We start from the raw sequence: 23,620 nt of genomic DNA, 5'->3' as shown, positions 1-23,620 counted from the left end.
GGCTTTTTTACCAATAAGCGGATCAGAACGACCAGTTTCTGGCTTTGGAAAAAATAAAATCACGGAAGACATGTAGCTTTGCAGCATTTTTCAAAGCTTCCGGATAACAGAAGAAGGTATCAAAAGAAGGAATTTCCCCCAGAGCCGGCAACAAACGCACCAGACCGGTTGTTTTATCCGCCATATAATCCGGCAGCACACCAATGCCCACACCACCAAGCACAGCGCGGCGGATAGAGAGAAGATTATTGACCTGCAGCGTTGGAATCCGTTCACTGCCATCACTGCGCCCTGCTGTTTCCAGCCAGTTGAGCCCCATAAGATAAGAGGGTGCAGATTCGCCAAATGTTACAATGCGGTGATTATCCAGTTCTTCAATCGCATTGAGCTTGCCATATTTGGCAATATAGCCCTCCGAGGCATAGACATGCATATGCACGGTAAACAACCGCCGCTGGATAAGATCAGGCTGCTGCGGCTGGCGCAGGCGCAAGGCGCAATCCGCATGGCGCATTGTCAGATCCAGCTCCTCATCATCAAGAATCAGCTGCACCTGCACATCCGGATAAAGGTCTGCAAATTCCTCCATCCGCTCAATCAACCAGCCGGAGCCAAGCCCCACTGTTGTTGTAACCCGCAGCCGGCCTGAAGGCTTTTCACGGTTTTCATTCAGCTTGGAACGCACATTTTCCAGCTTCATCAGCACATCATGCGCCGTGCGATAAAGAATTTCGCCCTGTTCTGTCAGAATAAGGCCACGTGCATGGCGATAGAACAGCGCCACGCCGACATCCTGTTCAAGCGCACTGACCTGCCGCGAAATTGCAGATTGTGATAAATGCAATGTCTGCGCCGCATGCGTGAACGAACCCGCTTCAGCAGCGGCATGAAAAATGCGTAGCTTATCCCAGTCGAGTGGTGCCACCACACTATCCCCTTTTCATACAATGCCTGTATTCAGCACAAACATTGCTTAATCCTCCGGCACGCATGGCTTATCGCCATGCGCTTCCCATTTATCAACATCAGAGCCGTTTATCCTTGTATAAAACCACACGGCCCAAGCTGCATGGTTCCAGTAATTTCCGGTTCCCTCATTATCTGAAACCGCTCTGACTGCCGGCAGTAAACCAGAAACAGGCATCAACCGCCACAGCACAAATAACTAAATTTCAGCACACCTTAATAAACATGCATCAAATTCAGAATAAGTACCGGTTCAGAATTATGCATCCTGCTGCGCTGCCAGAAAACGCTCTGCTTCCAGTGCCGCCATACATCCCATGCCGGCGGCTGTTACCGCCTGACGATAAACATCATCCGTCACGTCACCGGCTGCAAACACACCCGGAATACTTGTAGCTGTCGAATCCGGCGCACTCCACAAATAGCCATTGTCTTTCATCTTCAGCTGATCCTTGAACAAGGACACTGCCGGCGCATGCCCGATAGCGATAAACACACCATCGGTGCTCATTTCACTCACTTTGCCGGTCACGGTGTCTTTCAAGCGGATGCCGGTTACCACAGGCCCCATCGGCGGCCTGGCCGGATTGCCGGTAATTTCCTCAACCGTATGGTTCCAGATCACCTTCACATTATCGCGCTTGAGCAGACGCTCCTGCAGGATTTTTTCCGAGCGGAAACTGTCACGGCGGTGCACCACAGTCACGGATTTTGCAATATGTGACAAGTACAGCGCCTCTTCAACAGCAGAATTGCCGCCGCCGACAACAACAACATCCTTACCGCGATAGAAAAAACCATCGCAGGTAGCGCAGGCAGAAACGCCGCCGCCCATAAAATGCTGTTCACTTTCCAGCCCCAGCCATTTGGCCTGTGCGCCGGTGGCAATAATCAGCGCGTCGCAACTATATATTGCACCGCTATCGGTTTTTGCCATGAACGGACGTTGCGAAAGATCAACTTCCGACACCATATCATAAACAATCTCCGCGCCAACATTTTCAGCCTGTTTTGCCATTTGTTCCATCATCCAGGGCCCTTGCACAGCTTCCGCATAGCCCGGATAATTTTCAACATCTGTTGTAATCATCAGCTGGCCGCCCTGTTCCAAACCGGTGATGATCACAGGCTTCAGCATTGCACGCGCGGCATAGATTGCCGCAGTATAACCAGCAGGTCCTGAGCCGATAATAAGAACGGGAACATGGCGCTGCGTCATCAAAAACCTTCTTTCCGATCTGAATATAAAACAAGTCTGTGTCAGTCATACATAGGCTGCAACATAGTTGTCCGTCACCTGCAAATGCGACCAAATTATGTAATTACAGGCACTTAGAACATTCTCACCAAAATGTTTCACATTTTGGCCTGCAAAGGCCTGAGCCTGATCATCCTCAAGCCAGTGTGTTTTCAGCCCTGCTTCACTGACGTCTTGAAACTAGGTTCAGCACGCTGTGATTACAAGCTGCATCACAAGTCTTTGCGCCCTTAATCACAGGCAAGTGCATAGCCGCGCTGTAAAAGGCAGCCGCTGTTTCCGGGAAGCCACACACAGATTTTTGTTCAAACCGGCAGGCTAAAGAAATCATAAATTTTTTGCCATGAACTTATAGTTTTCCTATAAGGCAAATATGTTGTGCCGATTACGCAGAAATGGCAGATCAGCACGCAGATCCTGAATATTCACATATGCAATTTTGCAAATTGTCATTTGGTCAGCGAAAGGGCAGCAACATATTCCGCTTTGTCAGTAATATCTGCGCACGTCTGGGTATGATCATGGCGGTTGCCATGCTCTTTCCTGCAATTTTCGACCTGCGTGACGGCACGCCGGACTGGCTGGTTTTTATCCGCTCTTCGGTCTTTACCGCGGTGGCTTCCTCGCTGGTATTTGTGGCAACACGGCACAGCCATGTGCGTTTTTCACCACGGCTTGGTTTTCTTCTGACTGTTTCTCTCTGGGTTACCGCCGCTTTACTGGGCTCCATACCGTTTTATTTTTCGCATTTGCCGATCAGTTTTGCCAAAGCCTTATTTGAAGCCACATCCGGCATTACCGCCACCGGCTCCACCGCCCTGACGGGGCTTGATCAGATGCCGCGCGGCATTTTGATCTGGCGTTCATTACTGTGCTGGATCGGCGGGATCGGGTTTATTGGTCTGGCGCTTTTGCTGCTGCCTTCCCTGCGCATCGGCGGCGTGCAGCTTTTTCATATGGAATCCTCCGATAAATCAGAGAAAATCCTGCCGCGCGTCAATCAATTGGCAACAGGCATTATTATCGCCTATTGCGGATTAACAACTTTATGTATCATCTCGTTTTTTGCAGCCGGCATGGGCATGTTCGATGCCATCAATCACGGGCTCACCACCATTTCCACTGCCGGCTATTCAACCCATGATGCATCTTTCGGTTATTTCAACGGCAATAATGCCATTCTTCTCATTGCCATGGCCTTTATGATACTCGGCTCAATGCCGTTCATTCTCTATATCAAGGCAGTTATTCCGCAGCAAATGCCAAACCTGCTTGATCCGCAGGTCAAGCTTTTTCTCTCGCTGGTTTTGCTGTTTACCTTTGGTCTGGCAGTTATGCTGCGTGCCAATTCAGATATGCCTTTCGGCACTGCCCTGATAACAGCCGGTTTTCACTTCATTTCAGTCATAACCACTACCGGCTTTGCAACAGAAGATTACACTTTATGGGGCCCTGCCGCGATTGGCATATTTTTTCTTGCATCCTTTATCGGTGGTTGCGCCGGCTCCACCTCCGGCGGTATGAAAATCAACCGCATTATTATTCTCTGGCGCATCACACAGGCAAACCTCACCCGTCTTGTCATGCCGCATGCCATTGTTAAAGCCCGCTATGGCACTTCAGAAATCACAGGCGATATCGCGCAAAGCGCCCTGCTCTACCTGTTTCTTTATTTCTCATCGCTGGTTCTTGGCACAATGGCACTCGCCATATTCGGGCTTGATTTTGTCTCGGCCTTTACCGGCGCCCTCACGGCCTTGTCCAATGTGGGGCCGGGCCTTGGAGAAACAATCGGCCCTGCCGGTAATTTCTCCACCATCAATGACAATGCCTTATGGGTTTTGAGCTATTTGATGCTGGCCGGCCGCCTGGAGCTGATCACCGTTGTTATTCTTTTCACTCGTGCCTTTTGGGTACGCTGAACGGGTTATTCACAAAAAACTGATGTATCAAAAAGATGAGAAAATGCCTCAGAATGGCTGATAATTTCAATTAGCCATTCTCATTATTCCAATCATGCTATAAAGCAGGAGCATGCAAGCAATTCCTGACAATGCAGCGCAATAAGACAGAGCCTTGCATTCTTGTTATATAATTGCTTTATGCAGACAACTAAATTACCGCTGCCTGATGGCAGTTTACAGATTTTGACCGACACCCTGTTACGGAGCCCCCATGCCGATTAAGGTTGATCTTGATGATATTGACTGGAAAATTCTGCGGGAACTGCAAAGTGACGGGCGGATGACCAATGTTGATCTGGCTGAGCGCGTTGGCATTTCGGCACCGCCATGCCTGCGCCGCGTGCGCAAGCTTGAAGAAAGCGGCATTATTCAAGGTTATCAGGCAATAATCAAAGGTGAAGCTGTCGGGCAGGATCTGGTGGCATTTTGCTCTGTCGGCCTCAAGCATCAGTCTGACAGCGAATTGAAAGCCTTTGCGGAAAAAACCAAATCATGGCCATTGGTGCGCCGCGCATGGATGGTTTCAGGCGAATCTGATTTTCTGTTGCATTGCGTAGCGCCAAATCTCAACACATTCCAGACCTTTGTGATTGAGGAACTGACAGCAACACCAAATGTTGATTCGGTGCGCACAGCCCTGACCATCAAACCGGTTAAGGATGAAGTGCTGATTGCGATTTAAAGTATTTCCAGCAAAAGTGCGGAGCGGTTTTGCGTGCGGATAAGACGAAAATCAGTCATAAAGCCGGTTCAGCCGGCTTTATTTTTGTGTAAAAATCTGTTCGTAAAAAGCACCGATTGTGCCGGCCTCCCGCTCCAGCGGAAAAAACTCCCGCACACGGGCAAGGCCTTTTTCCGCGTGTTTTGCTGCAAGCGCCGGATCACGCAGATAATTTTCAATCGCCGGCGCCATAGCAGCACCTGACGGCACGACATAGCCGGTCTCGCCCTCAATCACGATTTCAGGATAAGCGCCGGCATCACTGGTCACCACCGCAGTTTGCGAGGCCATAGCTTCCAGCGGCGTCAGCCCGAAACCCTCGGTTCGTGACGGCGCCACATAAACCGTCAAACGGCGATACCAGCTGCTGATACTGTCCCCTGCAGGATCAGCACTGACAAACGGCACTTCACCAAGAAAAATAATACGCCCGGCAAGCCCGGCCTTGCGCACCTTTTCCTGCAATTTCTTTTCAAATTCCTGATGCTCCGCCGTTGCCCGCCCGGCCACCACCGCAGTCCAGTCCGGATAGCGCGGCAACAGCTCAATCATCGCATCGACAAAAAGATCAGTGCCCTTTTGATGGCGAACACGGCCAAAGCAGCCAATGGCATATTTGCCGGGCAAACCGGTTGCCGCAAAATGGTCTGCCGCATCGCGTGGCGGATGAAACTGTTCCAGATCAATGCCATGCATGGATACAATATTGGGCACTTCCAGATAGCTGGCCGTACGCGCACTGGTGGCCAGAACCCCGTCCATATGCCGGATCAGCCATTTGGTGAATTTTTTATGGTGCCGCTGCGAGGCTGAAGTGAAGATTACCTTCAGCTTCATCCGCAGCACATCACGCATCACAATTCCGGCCAGCATTTCCACATTGCGGCGGGCATGCCAGATGCGGAATGCCCTGCCCGATGCCGGCTTGCGCCACAGCCCGCAAAGATCACGCAGACGGATATGCGGCACATCATCGGGCAAGCCCCGTCCGACAGCTGCTATCCTGATTCCCCTTTTGCGTTGCACAGGCACCAACTGGACAATCGTCGAGGTGACGCCTGAAAGGCGTTTTTTAAAATTGGGAGCAAGAATATCGGTATCGGAAAGGGAAACACGCACTGGTCAAATATATTTCATACCAAGAATTTCATAGGAGCGGGCACCGCCCGGCGCATTGAATTCTACAGTATCGCCGGCACTTTTGCCAATCAAAGCACGGGCAATCGGCGAAGAAATCGAGATGCGGCCTTTTTTAACATCCGCTTCCTGATCACCAACAATCTGATAAATGCGCTCTTCTTCGCTGTCTTCATCGATCAGCGTAACAGTGGCACCGAATTTGATCGTTGAACCGCTCAATTTGGTAATATCAATCACTTCAGCGCGGGCGATATAATCTTCCAGCTCACTGATGCGGCCTTCATTCAGGCTCTGCGCTTCCTTGGCTGCATGATATTCAGCATTTTCAGAAAGATCGCCATGTGCGCGCGCTTCCGAAATCGCCTCAATAATGCGCGGACGCTCTTCCTGCTGACGCCAGCGCAGTTCCTCTTTAAGCTGATCAAAACCAGCCTGTGTCATAGGGAACTTTTCCATGCCCTGTCCTTTCTCATGCCTGTTAACGCGCAATTTAATCGCACAAAAACACTTCGCGGCCCTGTTACAAGCCACAAGATGCCAACCTCTGAAATCCGGACGATACGGTTCTCCATTGCAACCGCAGCCTGTCCGGAGACTCAAAAATAAAACGGTCACCGAAGCGATGCTTCGGAACCGTTCAAATGTGATTACATATTTGGGTTATCGTGCCAGTTTTGCAAACAAAAAGAAAGAGCAAAAAGCATCAGAAAAAAACTTGTGAAAAACACAGGCTCTGCCAGATAATGTGCAAGTTTTTTTAAAAAGGAAACACATAAATATTTTTCTTTTTTACTAAAAACATTAAAGCTTTTTTATATTTCAAATCAAAAATATAGCGCAGAAATGCCCGCTAAAAACTCTGTGCCAAAGTATTATAACCGCCTCTATTCGTAAAATTCCGTACAATAAATGCAAAACCCAAACCCGCTCTGCAATGCAGCCCGCACCATTATCGTCTGCTTGATTTCCCGCAATAATACAGCATAGTAGCACCGCTTATCACAGCGCCTCCGCCCGTATCACCACATCAATACAGGATGGTTGATTCCACTTCACAAGGCAGAAAATATTTTGCCTGCCACACAGATAATCACGCGGTTTTATCACCGCATTGCAGGTTTTTATGACTCAGACACGCGCCAATCTGTTACTGCTCTTTGCCGGGTTGATCTGGGGGCTGGGATTTGTTGCACAATCAACAGCAATGGATAATCTGGAGCCGCTTACCTTTATCGGTCTGCGCTTTGTGGTTGCAACAGCGGCCGTAGCACCCTTTGCCGTGATAGAATCAAGACGCGCTGCCGCAGCGCTGACATTTGCAGATTATCAGGCTTTCATTTTCCTTGGCTGCCTTCTTGGTTGCGGTATGTATCTTCAGCAAACCGGCCTGCTCACCACTTCAGTTACCAATGCCGGCTTTCTCACCGGTCTTTATGTTGTGCTGGTGCCGCTTCTTGGTGTTTTGTTGTTTTCTCAATGGCCGCATCCCGTGGTCTGGCTCAGCGCCATTCTCAGTCTTGCAGGTATCTGGATGCTTTCCGGCGGCTCACTGGAAAGTTTTAAAACCGGCGATTGGCTGATGATCGCCGGTGCGTTTTTCTGGGCATTACAGGGGCTCTTTATCGCCCGCTATGCCTTGCGCATCGGCAGGCCTGTAACTATGGCCTGCATTCAATTTGGCGTTGTGGCGGCAGCCGGTCTGGCGCTCGCCGCTGTTTTTGAAACTGTCAAATGGGCTGCCTTAAAGGCCGCCGCACCGGAAATCCTGTTTACGGGGCTGTTTTCTTCCGGCGTTGCCTTTACGCTTCAGGCCATTGGCACCCGCTATACCACGGCCCCGCAAGCGGCCATTTTCCTCTCCTCCGAGGCATTATTTGCCGCCCTGTTCGGTGCTGTTATTCTGCATGAACGCCTGCCGGCAATCGGGCTTGCCGGTTGCGCACTGATTTTCCTTTCCATGCTGATGGTGGAAATTATACCACGCCTGCGCTTTGATAAAACCGGCAAAGGACAAACAGCCCTTGTGGAAAATCCGGAATAAAATTCTTCAAAATACCAGTCTGATTATTGTCTAAAAGCCACGCTGTCCTTTTAAATAATGGTGATAATATGGCTTTTGACTTTATCAGATTGCCAGACTGCCGGATTACTGCTTTTAAAAGACAGCTTTATATTCAAGAGATAAACCGGCACCCCCATTAAACCGGTGCCACTCCGGCATTTTATTTTCAGGACTGATCAGGAATAATATTACAAATGGCGCGGCTTTTCTTATTGGCAGTTATTTCAGTCATCATCAGCGGATGCGCTGGCGGGCGCGCAGTGCTCTGGCACGGCCCCAATTCCAGCCCGGCTTCTGTTGCCGCTTCGGATGCCGCAATTATCAAACCGGCACAACCGGCAGCCGTTGTGCCGGTTTATGTTGCCACAAGCCGCCGGCGCGATAGCAGCTTTTCCTTGCCATATAATGAAAAACGCTCAGAAAAACTGAACTTCTCGCGCGTTGACATTGGCATTCCGCGCGACCATGTCAAAGGCGTGGTGGAAAAAACCGGCTTTAAACCCAACCCCGCCAAACATTTTGCGGCTGTGCGTTTTCAGCCTTATGATAATGGACAGATTTTTGTTCAGCAGCTTAACAAAGCATTGGAACAACGCGCCCCCAAAGATCAGGAATTGCTGATTTTTGTACATGGCTATAACAATAATTTTGCCGACAGCACATTCCGTGCCGCGCAATTTACCCATGATTACGGGCTCAACTCCGTAACCGTGCATTATGCATGGCCTTCTGCGGCATCTGTCGGCCTCTATGTCTATGATCGGGACAGCGCCAATTTTGCCCGTGACGGTCTGGCGGAACTTTTAAAACTTGCCGCCAAAACCAAAGCCAGACGCATTTTACTGGTTGGCCATTCCATGGGTAGTTTTGTTACAATGGAGGCGCTGCGCACGCTGGCTTTGAATGAAGAAGCAACAACCCTCAAGCGCATCAATAATGTTCTGCTGGCGGCGCCCGATATTGACCTTGATGTTTTTGAGAAACAGATCCGCGATATTGTACCAATGCCGCCAATGGCTGTCATGGTGTCACGCAATGACAGCGCGCTTACAATTTCCGGCCGTATTACCGGCGGCCATGCCCGTGTAGGCGATGGCTCCAGTATTCCTGTTCTGCAAAAATACGGAATTTCCGTTCTGGATGCGAGTAGCGTGGATGGCGGGGCGCATAGTGTCTTTGCTTCATCCCCCACTTTGATGGCGCTTGTGAGTGACGGAAGCCTGTCTTTCAGCACCCTTAAAGGGGAAGGCCAGACATCCGGCGAAGCCATACTGGCAGACGGTACTTCCGTTATCACCGGCGCAGCCTCCATGGTCATCTATTTGCCGGGGCGCATCCTCACTGCCGCAGCCACGGGTTTGCAGCAATAAAATCATAACAATATTTGCCAGCGGCTTGCCACAATTTCAGTTCAACCCGCTGGCAGCACCGCAGAGAATGTTACCGTTTAAAATGACATTTTCTGCGGTGCTCTGAATAGCTGTTATACGCAAATATATATATGCCGCCATTTATAGTTTTGCCGGCAACACCCTATCTCACAGCAGAATTTTATGTTATTCTTCAAATAAAAACGAAATATATAATAATTTATACCTATTCAGCCTGCATTCACATTTCTGGTTTTAAAGTGTCGTCAGAACATGGCCGGAACATGGCTTGTATCCCGGCAATAACAAGCCGGTATGCCACAGCAATAACAAGTTATAACTGCTTTTTATCAGCTGTCAGCGCAATCATATACAAGCCAACCCAAAATATAACAGGGAGTGTCAGCATGAAAACGATATTCAAATCTGCCATTATTGCGGTTGCCTTGTTTTCTGCAACTGCAGCACAGGCAGCCAATGCCATTGTAACAACCAATCTTAACATCCGCACCGGCCCCGGTACAAAATACCGGGTCATTGGCTCCATTCCCAATGGTGCGCGCGTTGATGTGCGCGGCTGCACCTCCGGCTACGGCTGGTGTCAGGTGGATTATGCAGGCCGTTATGGCTGGGCATCATCACGCTATCTGGCCGTACGGGAAGGATCATCCGGCAATTACAGCAACAATAATTTTGGCACCACAGCCGCGGCAATTGGCATTCCCCTGATTGCCGGCGTCATCATCGGTTCTGCAATCAGCAATAATAATGACCGTTGGGATCGCCCTTATTATCGCCCGCACCGGCCATATTACCGCCCGCATCGCCCTTATTACCGCCCGCATTATCGCCCGGGCTGGCATGGCCACCGCCCTTACAGACCCGGCTGGAACGGTAAGCGTCCGCATCGCTCCGGCTGGGTTGGTTATGTTCCGGCTCCGCGCCGTGGTGAGGGGCCGCACGGCCAATAATCCTGTCTGTTTCTCCGGCATTCAGCGCCGCAGCTCACCCTGCGGCGCTGATTTCATTCTGCCTTATAATCATAACAGCTTTGCAAGGCCGGAACTCTGAAACAAATCTGCGTATCCCCCCTGCAAAACATTCCGCTGTACTCTTTTCGTTCTATACTTATATAAATATATTCACTATAAATATGCCATAGCATCCCCTCCGCCTGCCTGTTCAGAGAGTTTTGCAATGCCGAAGAAAGACAGCCCCGCACATCATAAGAATGAGACCGTGCCTGAAAGCAGCGCCGGCGGCTTTTCAGAACAGCCACAGGCAGACTTTACCGGCATCCCGCTCTCTTCCTCTGTTTCTGACTGGTCAAAAATGATTAACGGGTTGGCCGATAAAGCAACCCATGAAGCCGAAAAGCCCAAAAAATCAACAACAAAAAAATCCACTTCCACAAAAAGAAAAACCGCCACACTCAAAGAGCGTGTAGCAACCGGTCTCAATCCGGTTTCCGGTATGGACATATCACTGGAACAAGCCACCGCTATGCCCGCAAGCGGCGCAACGGCAACCGTGGAGGCTCTTGCTGCTCTTATTGAATCAGGCAATCCTCTGTTTAAAAACGGCAAATTATGGACACCCCACCGCCCTGACCGCCCTGTCAAATCCGAGGGTGGTATTCCTATTAAAATGGAGACGGATTACAAACCATCCGGTGACCAGCCAACAGCAATCGCCGAGCTGGTAGAAGGAATTAACAATAATGAGAAAACACAGGTTCTGCTGGGCGTAACCGGCTCAGGTAAAACTTTTACCGTAGCCAATATTATTGAGCGCACGCAGCGCCCTGCCCTTATTCTCGCTCCCAACAAAACCCTTGCGGCACAGCTTTATGGCGAATTTAAAAGCTTTTTTCCCAATAATGCGGTTGAATATTTCGTCTCTTATTATGATTATTACCAGCCGGAAGCCTATGTGCCCCGCTCGGATACATTCATTGAAAAAGAATCCTCAATGAATGAAGAGATCGACCGGATGCGCCATTCCGCCACCCGTTCATTGCTTGAGCGTGATGATGTAATTATTGTTGCTTCCGTTTCCTGCATTTACGGTATCGGTTCGGTGGAAACCTATACGGCGATGACTTTTGAGATGAAGATTGGCGATCGCTTAGACCAGCGCCAGCTGCTCGCCGATCTGGTAGCGCAGCAATATAAGCGGCAGGATGTCAATTTTGTGCGCGGATCTTTCCGCGTGCGGGGTGATACGATTGAGCTTTTTCCCGCCCACCTTGAAGACCGCGCATGGCGCATATCACTCTTTGGCGATGAGATTGAAACCATTACCGAATTTGACCCGCTGACCGGCCAGAAAACCGGTGATCTCAAATCCGTTAAAATCTATGCCAATTCGCATTATGTAACACCGCGCCCGACACTTAATCAGGCCATCAAATCCATCAAGGAAGAGCTGAAACACCGCCTGGTCGAACTCAACAAGGCCGGCCGCTTATTGGAGGCGCAACGCCTTGAGCAGCGCACAACCTTTGATCTGGAGATGATGGAAGCAACCGGCTCCTGTGCCGGTATTGAAAATTACTCGCGCTATCTCACCGGCCGCCAGCCCGGTGAGCCGCCGCCAACCTTATTTGAATATATTCCCGATAATGCTCTGGTTTTTATTGATGAGAGCCATGTCACCATTCCGCAGATCGGCGGCATGTATCGTGGTGACTTCCGGCGCAAGGCAACCCTGGCTGAATATGGTTTCCGCCTGCCTTCCTGCATGGACAACCGCCCGCTGCGTTTTGAAGAGTGGGATGCCATGCGCCCGCAAACCATTGCCGTTTCCGCCACCCCCGGCAAATGGGAAATTGAACAGGCCGGCGGCGTATTTGCAGAACAGCTCATCCGCCCGACCGGTCTGATTGATCCGCCGGTGGAAGTGCGCCCCGCCCGCACACAGGTGGATGATGTGCTGGGGGAAATTCGGGCAACCGCAAAAAACGGCTACCGCTCGCTGGTTACGGTTCTTACCAAGCGCATGGCCGAAGATCTTACCGAATATCTGCACGAACAGGGTGTGCGGGTGCGCTATATGCACTCAGATATTGATACGCTGGAGCGCATTGAAATTATCCGCGACCTGCGCCTTGGGGCATTTGATGTGCTGATCGGCATCAACTTGCTGCGTGAGGGGCTGGATATTCCGGAATGTGCATTTGTCGCTATTCTTGATGCCGATAAAGAAGGCTTCCTGCGTTCTGAAACATCACTGGTGCAGACCATTGGCCGCGCAGCACGCAATGTTGACGGCCGTGTCATTCTCTATGCCGATACCATAACCGGCTCCATGAGCCGCGCTATGAGCGAAACCAGCCGCCGCCGCGAAAAACAAATGGCCTATAATGCTGAACATGGTATTACACCCGCCTCGGTACGTAAAAATATTTCGGATATTCTTGAATCCGTTTATGAGCGCGATCATGTCCGCGCCGATATCAGCGGCTTTACCGAACAGGGCGGCATGGTCGGCAATAATCTTGGCGCGCATCTGGAATATCTTGAAAAACAGATGCGGGATGCCGCGGCTGATCTCGACTTTGAAAATGCAGCGCGATTGCGCGATGAAATCAAACGTCTGCGTGAAAAGGAACTGGTAATTGCCGATGACCCGCTGGCGCGTGAAGCGGAATTGACACTGGAGCGAACAACACGCGGTCATAATCAGGCATCATCCCTGTTCAAAAAACCAGATCTCGACAATATGGGCCCGGGAACAGATATGGCCAGGCCTTTGAACGCGGAAGATGGCAATCGGGCGGCTCCTCTCAAAAGGCACCGCACCGGTGCAGGCTCTTATGAAGATCCGGCGGAGGTAAAACGCAAGGGCCGCCGCCGGTCCAAAACAGGCCGCCCCGGTAAATAGCGCCATGCACTATACCGCCCGTTTGTTTGCCGCCCTGTTATTTTGCTTTCAGGCAGCTGCACCGGCAGCAATGGCAGAAGACAGCTCAACAGAAAAAACAATATCCCGATCATACAGGGCAGACAGGCCGGATAATCAGAGCAAGCAAAAAACACAAGACAAGCCGGATATCAGCCATATTTGCCGGCTGATTGCCAGCTCGGCGGAAAAGCACGGTATTCCGCCCAATTTCTTTGCCCGTCTTATCTGGAAAGAAAGCCGCTTTGATCATCTGGCCGTCAGCCCTGTGGGCGCACAGGGTATTGCGCAATTTATGCCCTATACGGCAAGAGAACGCGGCCTGAATAATGCATTTAATATTGATGAGGCGCTGCCTGCTTCTGCGGCTTTTCTGAAAGACCTGCATGAAAGTTTCGGCAATTGGGGTTTGGCTGCCGCCGCCTATAATGCAGGCCCTGCACGCCTTGCCAACTGGTTGAAAAACGGTGGTTTTCTCCCCCTTGAAACGGAAAATTACGTGCTTTCCGTTACCGGAAAAAGCGTTGATCATTTCAGCACCGGTCAGGAGCTTGACGATACACCGCTTGATACAAAACTGGCCTTTGAACAAGCCTGCCAACGCCTGCCCGTTATTCAGTCCCGCGCGCGCTCCATGGCACAGCTCAGCCCTTATCCATGGGCGGTGCAGGTGGCCGGCAATTTCCGGCACAGTGCAGTCCGCGCCCAGTGGAACCGCCTGCGCAAACAAAATCCCCGATTGCTTGCCGGCCATGAAGTTACCATTTCACGTATTCGCACGCCTCTTGGCCGCAAGGGCATCTATGCGGCACGCATTGGCGCAAACAGCCGTCAGGCCGCTGATGCCCTTTGCAGCAAACTGCGCGCAAACGGTGGCTCCTGCATCATTCGTAAAAACCGCTGATCCACGCCTTCTCCCCCATGACAATTCTAATAAAAAGGCGGCACAAAGTGACAAAGCCTGCGACAACACACATTACGCGATAAGCCGCAGTATCATAAAAATGTTAAATATTAAGCCCGGTGCAGATCATTCCCGCCCTGCGAATGGGCGTTTCCGGCAGACGAAATGAAGTTACATATAATGTTAAAGCTTATTTTTTACAGCCTGTCTTTCTATATTCAAACTTTATAGAAACAAATGCAAACTTAATACGATACTACATTTACGATAATGGCTAAATTTCTCTTCATTTTAAAACTAAATAAAACTTAAATTATATTATTTCATTTTAATTCAAGTATCATCAAACTATAGACAATTGAAATTTTATTGCAAGGCGTCATAACAAAGAAAAAAAAGCGCTAATAGCAAAAATTTGCTTGCCAAATACCTTTCTATAGATCAGTCTCGCATTGTTCGGGCATTTGGCGAACAATGGAAGACTGGAAGAACGGCGCGCCGGAACCGCTATAAGTTCCGGGTCAGGATAACCTGACAATGATCGGCTCCTTTCCTGATTTCGATATCTGCCTGCATACCCCTACCGCTGGGCGTGTGGTGCGCATAGCGGTTCGAAAAATTCCGTTGCGGCTGAAAAGCCAATACGGCGCCAAGGAAAAGGAACGTATCCCATGGCACAAACCGGCGTAGTCAAATTCTTTAATGGTGAAAAAGGCTTTGGCTTTATTAAACCGGACAATGGCGGACCAGATATTTTTGTACATATCTCTGCTGTTCAGGCATCAGGCCTCACAAATCTCGCCGACAATCAAAAAGTTTCTTTTGAAACTGAACCTGATCGTCGCGGAAAAGGCCCTAAAGCCGTTGATATCAGCATCACTGAATAAAATTATACAGTGATAATACGCTTGGCGCATTTACGGCAAAATATGAAATGATTTTGCATGAGTGAATATAACAGCGCCATCATCAAAACGGTTTTTATGACTACAAAACCATAAAGAAACCCCGGTTTTCCGGGGTTTCTTTAATTATAAAGTCTTATATTTCAGCAAGCAAAAATGCATCGCCTTTTTGTTTCCGGCGAAAAGATCATCAAAAAACACCCTGCCTCATTTTTGCCTAAGCACATAATCACATCTTCACTGCCTGAAAAAGCAAAACAATTCATAGTCGCGCAATTGCTGCAAATCGTCATCAAAAGTGAAATGGCTTGTCCTCAAAAAGCTGAATATTGCCCTTATTGGCTATTCAGCAAGCATTCATATGCCCTGCATTATTTTATGAGCATTAAATAAGTATTCTGCTGTCAATTCCCGCTGCAGATCAACCATAACCGGTGACAACTGCTCTTTAAAAAGATGAAACCGCAAATTATTGAAACGCGGCATTCAACATGCACAAAACGAGCTGCCTGCAATAATAATCGCGAGCAAACAAACTTTTAAAGAGCAACGTCACATAACGTGTCCCGAAAATATGAAGCGGTTTCGGAAAAGATACGTGCCAATATAAAAACAGAGCATTTCCACGTTCAATCCGGACAGGAAATGGTTCAGGAGGCGTAAAATGAAGATTTTGACAAAAACCGCTCTGATTGCAGGTCTTTCACTTGCCACAATTGCGGGTAATTTCTCGGCTGCATCGGCAGATGACTGGGATTACGACCCCTATTGGCGCCATGGCGGCTGGGATAATGGCTGGCATCATTACGACCGTGATGATTATCGCCGTGAACGCCGCCGCGACCGTAATAATGCTATTGCCGCCGGTGTTCTGGGGCTTGCAGCTGGTGCCATTATTGCCGGTGCATTGAGCCAGCCGCAGCGCCAGCCTGTTTATCGCCAGCCGGTCTACAATGCGCCGCCAGCGCCGGTTTATTATCCGGCAGCGCCGGCACGCCGCACTTATGGTCGCAATTATGCCGGCTCCTTCCAGCCCTGGACGCGTGAATGGTATAATTGGTGTTCGCGCCGCTATCGCTCATTTAATGCGCAGTCAGGCACATATCGCGGTTATGACGGGCAGGATCATTTCTGCGTTGCCAACTAATCTGCATATAAATAAAGGCGGCACCCCAATCGGTGCCCCCCCTTTTTCCTTGCTGCCTAGCATGAAAATGCTTGGCAGCACACTCAATAAACTTAAATTTTACGCAGATACTGCTTTTAAACCAGAAACGGATTGCTGCGCCGCTCATCGCCAAAGCGCCCGCCTGCGCCATGCCCGCAAATAAAGGTAAATTCATCCCCTAGCGGCAGCAATTTTTCTTTAATCGAGCGGATCAATGCCTCATGATTGCCGCCTGGCAAATCCGTGCGCCCCACAGAACCATTAAACAAGACATCACCAACCAGTGCAAAATGCATGGCTTTATTAATAAAAACCACATGTCCCGGTGAATGCCCCGGACAATGCAGAACCTCAAAATTTTCTCCGGCCACCTGCAAAACATCCCCCTCTTTCAGCCAGCGATCCGGCTGAAAGTTACGATATCCCGCACCAAGCCCATATTGCGCGGCAGAAGATTCAACATGATCATAGAGAAAAGCATCTTCAACCTGTGAGCCAATCACAGGAATCTGCAAGGCATCACGCAGATCCGCCGCAGCCCCAATATGATCCACATGGCCATGGGTGATCCAGATAGCTTCAATCTGCAAACCATTCTTTGCAATGACATCCTTGATAGCCTCAACATCGCCGCCCGGATCCACCACAACACCGGCTTTTGTATTTTTATCAAACAAGAGGGTGCAATTCTGCCTGAACGGGGTTACCGGAATTATAATTGCCTGAAGCTCACTCATCTATCACCTGACTATTAACGCAAAAAATCTGCCTGTCCGTATATTTATCCGGCACTATCCCGCACAAATAAAAACGGGCAGCCTGCACTGCCCGTAATATAGCCCATCAAAACCATACGATAAGCATAAATCTGCCGTCCGGTCACAATCTTAGTCCGGCTGGCAAAACTACCCGTCACAACTTTAAATAATATTGCGATGATTTTCAGGCATCACAAATCACTGCCGCGCAAGGAATTTGCACGCCAATAATGCAAAAAACAAAAGATAAAAGCATTTCAAGCATTGATAAAATACCTGAAAGCTCAAGTGCCGGATTTCAAGCTATCCGGCACTTTTTCTCTAACCCTGTCAGCTTTTGTTAACGAGGTTGTTTTTAATCAAACCGATAATAGCTGTCAGAACCGCACCACCGGCACCACCGCCAATGAGCTGCCCCACAATACCGCTCAAATCGGCATTGCCGCCGGTCAGCATTGGCAGAATCTGGCTCAGGATTAAGCCGCCTATACCGCCGGCAACAGTATTGCCGGTTGTACCAAGGCTGAGATTCTTGACCGCACCGGCAAGGTTACCCCCGACTGCGCCGGCAACCAGCTGTACAAGAATTGGAACAAGAGCTTCCATAATTGTCACCCCATAAATTGTTTGGCATCAAAGTAATACACTCTGACACTGTGATGATGACCAGAAACAAGCCGCTGTCAATTCTTATAATTTACCCCTGTTAAATTCATCAAGATAATACTTTCAGCCACATAAAGTGTTTTATTTCCGGAATAAAAAACCACAAATACAAAATAACGCCCTGTTTTTTTCACGCAGCCGCCCCGCTTGTTAACACAGCACTTGGAAAAGCATTAATGCAGCCGCGAGTTGATTCTTAAAATACCGCCTTGCAGACAAGAAAGGATAAAGGCTGCAAAATATCTGCCAATGCTGTTTACGGCCATTTAACGCACAGATTGCGCGTTGTTTCATACATTCAACGCTTTAAGCCTTAAAACCTGTTTGATTTAACGCTATAATGGTTTCAGAGTTTAATCATATTGTGCCGGAGATCAGGCGTGCGTTCCAATTACAATGATAGCACTGTTCGTTCAGCCTTGTCAGAAGATGAGGTCAACGATCTGAGTATCATTGAACTTTTGTTCTTCTCTTACCGCGATTTTACGGCGGATCCTGACAAGCAGCTGGCAACCATGGGGTTTGGCCGGGCGCATCACCGTGTCTTGTATTTTGTAAACCGCAAACCCGGCATGAATGTTGCTGAATTGTTGGATGTGCTCAAAATTACCAAGCAAAGCCTTGCCCGTGTTCTTAAGCAACTGGTTGATACCGGACATATTATTCAACTAACCGGCGAAACGGATCGCCGCCAGCGTGAACTTTATCCCACGCCGGCCGGCAGAGAGCTTATTCTTTCCCTCACTCAGCCGCAATCTGACCGCATTGCTGCGGCATTGGCTGAGAGCAATATGTCAGAAAAGAAGATTATTCAGGGTTTTCTCAAGGCTATGGTCAATAATGATCAGCGCGATCAGATCGATAATCTTTCATTAAAAGGGTAAAGAGCAGCTGTAGCAAACTATATATTTCTGAGAACATAAATCAGATGAATTTCTGACAAAAGCATTTGCAGGCAGAAATGTGAAATAATATTACGCACCATATTGCGAAAAACAGAAAGAACAGAGCATTTCTGTTTTGAAACAGACGGCAACTCTTGTCGAATTTAACAGGCGCTCCTGTTTAATACAGGGTTTAAAACAGGAGCAATAATGAAAGGTAAAACAATGGCCAGCGAAGAGACAATCTTGTCTGATGATGCACCGCACCTGCTGGTGGTTGATGATGATACCCGTATCCGCAGCCTGCTGTCGCAATATCTCACCGCGAGCGGTTATCGTGTAACCATTGCGGCCAATGCACAGGAAGCACGCCGCAAACTGGAAGGCATTGATTTTGACCTTCTTATTCTGGATGTGATGATGCCGGGAGAAAGCGGGGTTGAACTCACACGCTCGCTGCGTGAGCAGAAAAATGTGCCTATACTGATGCTGACAGCCTTGTCTGAAACCGACAGCCGCATCAACGGGCTGGAAGCCGGTGCGGATGATTATCTTTCCAAGCCCTTTGATCCGCGGGAGCTGACCCTGCGCATCAATAATATTTTGCGCCGCGGCGGCCAACCGACACAACATATTATTGAGCAGATTGTTTTTGGCCCTTACACTTTTTCTATTCCGCGCAAAGAGCTGAAACAGGGCGGAGAAGTGATTAAACTCACCGACCGCGAACAGGATATTATGACCATCTTTGCAGAACGGGCCGGTGAAACTGTGCCCCGTCATGAGCTCACGGGTCAGGACGGCGAAGTGGGTGAACGCACAATTGATGTGCAAATCAACCGCTTACGCCGTAAAATCGAGATTGATCCCGCCAATCCGATCTGGCTGCAAACGGTGCGCGGCATTGGTTACAAACTCAGCATTGAGTAACTGGTCATCATAATTTCGTACAGAAATTGAGACAGGGCACGGCATACACCCCAACGGCAGGAGATTTGGCCTTTGCTGTGGACAAAAATTTCCGACTGGCTGGCTTTGCGCATGCCCAAGCGGCTTTATGCGCGCTCCCTGATCATTATCATCGCTCCGATGGTGCTGCTGCAATCGGTTATTGCCTTTGTGTTTATGGAACGTCACTGGCAAATGGTAACCGAGCGCCTTTCCACCGCGGTTGTGCGTGATATTGCGGCAATCATTGATATATTGGAAACTTATCCGCAGGAGCCGGATTATGCCAATCTCATCCGCATAGCTCAGCAACGTCTGGATCTCAATGTTTCTATCCTGCCGCCAGCGCCCTTGCCGCCGCCCGGACCTAAGCCCTTTTTCTCTATCCTGGATTATTTTCTCAATGAAGAGATAACCCGTCAAATCAACCGCCCTTTCTGGATAGATACGGTAGGCGATTCAGATCTGGTAGAGATTAGAATTCAACTGGAAGATAAGGTTTTGCGCGTTTTCGCCAAGCGCAGTCAGGCTTATGCCTCTAATACGCTGATTTTCCTCACATGGATGATCGGCGCGGCACTGGTATTGCTGGTGATTGCAATTGCTTTTTTGCGCAATCAGATCAAACCGATCCAGCAATTATCTGAAGCTGCCGAGAGTTTTGGCAAGGGGCAGCCCATGCCGGCCGGTTTTCATCCCCATGGCGCTGAGGAAGTGCGTAAGGCTGGTATTGCCTTTATCCAGATGCGTGAGCGCATTGAGCGCCAGATTGAGCAGCGCACAGCCATGCTGAGCGGTGTGAGCCATGATCTGCGCACAATTCTCACACGCTTCAAATTACAACTTGCCATTGCAGGAAACAAAATCGACACAACCGCACTTAATCAGGATATTACCGATATGCAGAATATGCTGGAAGGTTATCTGGCATTTGCGCGCGGTGCCGGCACAGAAGAACAAGGTGTGCTTGATCTGCAGGTTTTGTTCAGCAAGCTTCAGGAAGAGGCACAATTGCGGCAGCGCGGTTTTGCAATGGAGATACATGGTGACAGCCGGATTCATGTGCGCCCCAACGCTTTTGAACGTCTGGTCAGCAATCTTGTCGGCAATGCATTCCGCTATGCTAAATCTGTCTATATTAAAGCCGATCACAAGGATGGCTGGCTCACAATCACCATTGATGATGATGGTGCAGGCATAGCAAAGGAAAAGCGGGAAGATGTTTTCAAGCCTTTTGTGCGGCTGGATGAGGCGCGCAATCAGGATGAAAGCGGCACCGGCCTTGGCCTGGCCATTGCCCGCGATATTGCCCGCAATCATGGCGGGGATATTACACTGGATACAAGCCCGCAAGGCGGCTTAAGGGCTGTTATTAATATTCCGGCCTGAATTCAGGACAGTTCATTAAAAAAACAAGCTGCCCTGCAAGATCCGGCTATGTGCAGGCCGGCACAAATTTAACGGCGGAAACCTGGTAAATCTTCTCATCAGGCGTTGAAAAGCTGCTAAAGCCCCTTCCACTATCACCGGCTCTCACCTTTGCATGTGTCAATTTATATTCAATCATATCAAGCGGATGCAAAGTCTTATCCGGCATCACAGCCTTAAAGCACCCCGCCCGCAGATCAAGCGGCCTGGCATCTGTATTTACCACCACAACATCAAAAGTTTTTGTATAAAACAGCTTGTCATCCAAAGCTGTGGCAAAAAGATTACGCTGTGAGGAGGCAACAACAACAAGACCGCTCTTGTTGTTTTTTAGTTCTGCCTGCGCAGTCTCCCCTGAATAAGCAATATGGCCGTTGGAAGAAAGAAATAATAAAGATGAAATTAAAGAAGATTTGAACACAAAAAACTCCGAAATAAATAATTCCGGAGTTTATGAAAAAATCATGTCATGTTTGCGATCTTAAAATAAACTTAAAATATAAATATTATGCAATAAAATATTATTGTTATATCAAATATCAGATCAGCTTTTTGCCATTTGGCACTGTCTTTTCTGTTGCCGCCAACACAATATCACCATTTTCATCAGCAAAGCCTAATGTCAAAACCTCCGACATAAAGGGGCCGATTTGCCGTGGCGGAAAATTAACAACAGCCAGTACCTGCCGCCCGATGAGCGTTGCCGGCGTATAATGCACGGTAATCTGTGCGGATGATTTTTTTATACCTATATCCTCACCAAAATCAATTTTCAGCTTATAGGCCGGTTTGCGCGCCTGCGCAAAAACCTCTGCCTCAATGATTGTTCCCGTGCGGATATCAACTTTTTCAAAATCAGCAAAACTGATCGGCTGCACTTCAGGCATAATCCCTCCCTTATGAGCCTATTATATTACAGGCTTAATCCGGCCCCTCTGAGCAGTTGCATCAGGCCCGCCCGACAGTTTCAAACAGCACGCTTTGCAAGGCCTCACGCGCCGGAACCCCCGACCAGACAACAAACTGGAAGGCCTGATAATAGGTTTCACAAGCCTCAAGCGCACTGGCAAGCAGCACTTCCACCTGACGGCTGGTTGGCTTGGCTCCGCCGGCAAGCAGCAGCGACTGGCGGTACATAACCGCCCCTTCCTGCCGCCATAAATCAAAATGCCCCATCAATAACTGCTCATTAATCAGCGAAAGCAGGCGCATCACCTCATTCACGCGCGGCTCGCTCACCTTCACATCAAAGGCGCAGGCCAGATGCAGCGCTTCAAATTCCTCCACCCAGGAAAAGGACAAATGATAATCCGTCCAGTTCCCCACAACAGAAACTGCAATTTCATCATCGCCTGTGCGGTCAAATGCCCAGTCATTGGTATGCGCAACCTGTTCAATGACATCCACAGGATGTGCATCGCGAGCGATATCAAGCTCAAGAAGGTTCATGTTCGTTCCCTGTTTTTGGACATGCCTGTCATTGACACGATCCGTATTCCGACCATTTCAACATGCAGCCGGAGCATGCCCCGCGCAGCTTTTGCCGCACAAAAGACACACTGGTTAATAGGCCGAGGCAAATATTGCTGACACGTACAACACCGCCTCCAACACACGCGCAAACACATGACTGTTACACTTATCGCAATAACCGGATCAATGCGGCCGACAGATGCGCAGGCCGCTCCCCGCTCTCGCTACGCTGCATGAATCAATTACGAATCATGTAGTGTTTTCAGTCTATTGATGCTTTTCCAGAGTGCCAGCCCTTTTTGCAAAAAGCCTGCGAAACCATGTGGAAAGAACAAACGGCGCCCCATAGGGCGCCGCTGTAACCGATTCTGGAATAAGGGCTTTTAAGAATTCGCCCCTGTGAATAAAAAGTTAAAAATCTTCTGTGATTTTCTGCCCTCAGGCCTCTTTTTTCGCCGATTTTTGCGCCCTGTCAGCTTCAATTTTGGCAATCCGCTCTTCCAGCTCGGCAATTTTCACGCTCAGAGCACTGTTTTCAGCGCGGGCTTTTACCGCCATTTCGCGCATCGCCTCAAAATCTTCACGCTGCACAACATCCAGACTGTTCAGCAATTTCTCCCCCTGCGAGCGCATGGCGGTCTCAACCTCACGGCGCACGCCCTGGGCAGCGCCTGCTGCATCTGTGACGAGCTTTGCGAGTTCATCAAGAACTTTACTGGTTGCGTTGCTCATAGCATCACCTCTTGCTAACCCGCCACCGGCGGCATCATAAATCTGGCCGCCACCGGCGGTACTGCACTTTATCTGAAATAAGCCTGCATGATACATGATGCAAGGCTGGAAAACTCTTAAAATATTATAGAGCATTGATGAGCCGAAAATGTGAAACAGCATAAAGGTAATTTACAAAAAGCCTGTGAGCCGAAACACGGATAATTTTGCAATTTAAGCTCAGCTTAAGCCGGCACAGTTTTATAAGCGCCATGATTTATAAGTGCCATGAAAGCAACAGACTTTTATCCTGAGATGAAATTCGCTATGCCTTGCCGGCGGCAAAATGCATCTTATAAAATAACAAGGCAATCATTGCCGCGGTAAAAGC

At 49.2% G+C, this 23,620-nt stretch carries 23 protein-coding genes; 13 read left to right on the top strand and 10 right to left on the bottom strand.

The window, feature by feature from the left end:
• Positions 1 to 22: 22 nt before the first annotated feature.
• Both ACSTTO_RS04995 and trxB read right to left on the bottom strand, forming a co-directional pair.
• Positions 23 to 928 carry a LysR family transcriptional regulator gene (locus ACSTTO_RS04995; RefSeq protein ID WP_439272038.1) on the bottom strand — a complete coding sequence of 302 codons (906 nt, stop codon included), beginning with the start codon at positions 926 to 928 and terminating at the stop codon, positions 23 to 25.
• Positions 929 to 1,225: 297 nt separating this feature from the next.
• Positions 1,226 to 2,185: a thioredoxin-disulfide reductase gene (trxB, locus tag ACSTTO_RS04990; RefSeq protein ID WP_439272037.1), complete on the bottom strand. Its 960-nt coding sequence runs from the start codon at positions 2,183 to 2,185 to the stop codon at positions 1,226 to 1,228.
• A 560-nt stretch (positions 2,186 to 2,745) separates the two neighbouring features.
• Between trxB and ACSTTO_RS04985 the strand changes: the two genes are divergently transcribed.
• Positions 2,746 to 4,146 carry a TrkH family potassium uptake protein gene (locus tag ACSTTO_RS04985; RefSeq protein WP_439272186.1) on the top strand — a complete coding sequence of 467 codons (1,401 nt, stop codon included), beginning with the start codon at positions 2,746 to 2,748 and terminating at the stop codon, positions 4,144 to 4,146.
• 253 nt (positions 4,147 to 4,399) lie between these two features.
• Entirely contained in the window at positions 4,400 to 4,870 is a 471-nt protein-coding gene (locus tag ACSTTO_RS04980) for an Lrp/AsnC family transcriptional regulator (protein WP_439272036.1), read from the top strand.
• A gap of 78 nt (positions 4,871 to 4,948) precedes the next feature.
• Here ACSTTO_RS04980 and ACSTTO_RS04975 read toward each other — a convergent pair whose 3' ends face one another.
• Positions 4,949 to 6,028 (bottom strand): glycosyltransferase family 4 protein, encoded by a 1,080-nt coding sequence (locus ACSTTO_RS04975; RefSeq protein WP_439272035.1) that lies wholly within the window; start codon positions 6,026 to 6,028, stop codon positions 4,949 to 4,951.
• A gap of 3 nt (positions 6,029 to 6,031) precedes the next feature.
• A complete protein-coding gene (gene greA, locus ACSTTO_RS04970; protein ID WP_439272034.1) occupies positions 6,032 to 6,505 on the bottom strand; it encodes a transcription elongation factor GreA in 474 nt (157 codons plus the stop codon).
• Positions 6,506 to 7,172: 667 nt separating this feature from the next.
• Here greA and ACSTTO_RS04965 point away from each other — a divergent pair.
• The 8 genes from ACSTTO_RS04965 to ACSTTO_RS04930 all read left to right on the top strand — a co-directional run bounded on the left by ACSTTO_RS04965 (position 7,173) and on the right by ACSTTO_RS04930 (position 16,340).
• Positions 7,173 to 8,090: a DMT family transporter gene (locus ACSTTO_RS04965; protein ID WP_439272033.1), complete on the top strand. Its 918-nt coding sequence runs from the start codon at positions 7,173 to 7,175 to the stop codon at positions 8,088 to 8,090.
• 215 nt (positions 8,091 to 8,305) lie between these two features.
• Positions 8,306 to 9,481: an alpha/beta hydrolase gene (locus ACSTTO_RS04960; protein ID WP_439272032.1), complete on the top strand. Its 1,176-nt coding sequence runs from the start codon at positions 8,306 to 8,308 to the stop codon at positions 9,479 to 9,481.
• A gap of 407 nt (positions 9,482 to 9,888) precedes the next feature.
• Positions 9,889 to 10,452, top strand: coding sequence for an SH3 domain-containing protein (locus ACSTTO_RS04955; RefSeq protein WP_439272031.1), 564 nt, complete (start codon positions 9,889 to 9,891; stop codon positions 10,450 to 10,452).
• Positions 10,453 to 10,678: 226 nt separating this feature from the next.
• The gene (uvrB, locus tag ACSTTO_RS04950; RefSeq protein ID WP_439272030.1) at positions 10,679 to 13,366 is read left to right on the top strand and encodes an excinuclease ABC subunit UvrB; all 2,688 of its coding nucleotides are present in this window, start codon (positions 10,679 to 10,681) and stop codon (positions 13,364 to 13,366) included.
• Positions 13,367 to 13,370: 4 nt separating this feature from the next.
• Positions 13,371 to 14,288, top strand: a complete 918-nt coding sequence (locus ACSTTO_RS04945) for a transglycosylase SLT domain-containing protein (protein ID WP_439272029.1) — start codon at positions 13,371 to 13,373, stop codon at positions 14,286 to 14,288.
• A gap of 671 nt (positions 14,289 to 14,959) precedes the next feature.
• The gene (locus ACSTTO_RS04940; RefSeq protein ID WP_022710150.1) at positions 14,960 to 15,175 is read left to right on the top strand and encodes a cold-shock protein; all 216 of its coding nucleotides are present in this window, start codon (positions 14,960 to 14,962) and stop codon (positions 15,173 to 15,175) included.
• A 174-nt stretch (positions 15,176 to 15,349) separates the two neighbouring features.
• The gene (locus ACSTTO_RS04935; RefSeq protein ID WP_439272028.1) at positions 15,350 to 15,586 is read left to right on the top strand and encodes a hypothetical protein; all 237 of its coding nucleotides are present in this window, start codon (positions 15,350 to 15,352) and stop codon (positions 15,584 to 15,586) included.
• Between the two features lie 271 nt (positions 15,587 to 15,857).
• A complete protein-coding gene (locus ACSTTO_RS04930) occupies positions 15,858 to 16,340 on the top strand; it encodes a BA14K family protein (RefSeq protein ID WP_439272027.1) in 483 nt (160 codons plus the stop codon).
• Positions 16,341 to 16,456: 116 nt separating this feature from the next.
• On the opposite strand, the gene ACSTTO_RS04925 is transcribed toward ACSTTO_RS04930, so the two are convergent.
• The gene (locus tag ACSTTO_RS04925) at positions 16,457 to 17,098 is read right to left on the bottom strand and encodes an MBL fold metallo-hydrolase (protein WP_439272026.1); all 642 of its coding nucleotides are present in this window, start codon (positions 17,096 to 17,098) and stop codon (positions 16,457 to 16,459) included.
• 351 nt (positions 17,099 to 17,449) lie between these two features.
• The gene (locus tag ACSTTO_RS04920; RefSeq protein WP_439272025.1) at positions 17,450 to 17,725 is read right to left on the bottom strand and encodes a hypothetical protein; all 276 of its coding nucleotides are present in this window, start codon (positions 17,723 to 17,725) and stop codon (positions 17,450 to 17,452) included.
• 440 nt (positions 17,726 to 18,165) lie between these two features.
• On the opposite strand from ACSTTO_RS04920, the gene ACSTTO_RS04915 reads away from it, so the two are divergent.
• The 3 genes from ACSTTO_RS04915 to ACSTTO_RS04905 all read left to right on the top strand — a co-directional run bounded on the left by ACSTTO_RS04915 (position 18,166) and on the right by ACSTTO_RS04905 (position 21,006).
• Positions 18,166 to 18,669 carry a MarR family winged helix-turn-helix transcriptional regulator gene (locus tag ACSTTO_RS04915; protein WP_439272024.1) on the top strand — a complete coding sequence of 168 codons (504 nt, stop codon included), beginning with the start codon at positions 18,166 to 18,168 and terminating at the stop codon, positions 18,667 to 18,669.
• Between the two features lie 210 nt (positions 18,670 to 18,879).
• On the top strand, positions 18,880 to 19,599 hold the full coding sequence (locus ACSTTO_RS04910) for a response regulator (protein ID WP_439272023.1): 720 nt from the start codon (positions 18,880 to 18,882) through the stop codon (positions 19,597 to 19,599).
• A 111-nt stretch (positions 19,600 to 19,710) separates the two neighbouring features.
• Complete coding sequence (locus ACSTTO_RS04905; RefSeq protein ID WP_439272185.1) at positions 19,711 to 21,006, top strand: ATP-binding protein; 1,296 nt, start codon at positions 19,711 to 19,713, stop codon at positions 21,004 to 21,006.
• A gap of 46 nt (positions 21,007 to 21,052) precedes the next feature.
• Here the strand turns inward: ACSTTO_RS04905 and ACSTTO_RS04900 are convergent, their stop codons facing one another.
• From ACSTTO_RS04900 to ACSTTO_RS04885, 4 genes are all read right to left on the bottom strand, one after another.
• On the bottom strand, positions 21,053 to 21,466 hold the full coding sequence (locus ACSTTO_RS04900) for a DUF4354 family protein (RefSeq protein ID WP_439272022.1): 414 nt from the start codon (positions 21,464 to 21,466) through the stop codon (positions 21,053 to 21,055).
• Between the two features lie 118 nt (positions 21,467 to 21,584).
• Entirely contained in the window at positions 21,585 to 21,932 is a 348-nt protein-coding gene (locus tag ACSTTO_RS04895) for a tRNA-binding protein (protein ID WP_439272021.1), read from the bottom strand.
• 61 nt (positions 21,933 to 21,993) lie between these two features.
• Positions 21,994 to 22,494, bottom strand: coding sequence for a type III secretion system chaperone family protein (locus tag ACSTTO_RS04890; RefSeq protein WP_439272020.1), 501 nt, complete (start codon positions 22,492 to 22,494; stop codon positions 21,994 to 21,996).
• Between the two features lie 462 nt (positions 22,495 to 22,956).
• Positions 22,957 to 23,250 (bottom strand): accessory factor UbiK family protein, encoded by a 294-nt coding sequence (locus ACSTTO_RS04885; RefSeq protein ID WP_439272019.1) that lies wholly within the window; start codon positions 23,248 to 23,250, stop codon positions 22,957 to 22,959.
• Positions 23,251 to 23,620: the final 370 nt, after the last annotated feature.

Origin of the sequence: Pseudochrobactrum albidum (genome assembly GCF_051851455.1) — a bacterium.
GTDB lineage: Bacteria > Pseudomonadota > Alphaproteobacteria > Rhizobiales > Rhizobiaceae > Pseudochrobactrum.
This window is presented reverse-complemented; position numbering and strand designations above follow the sequence as displayed.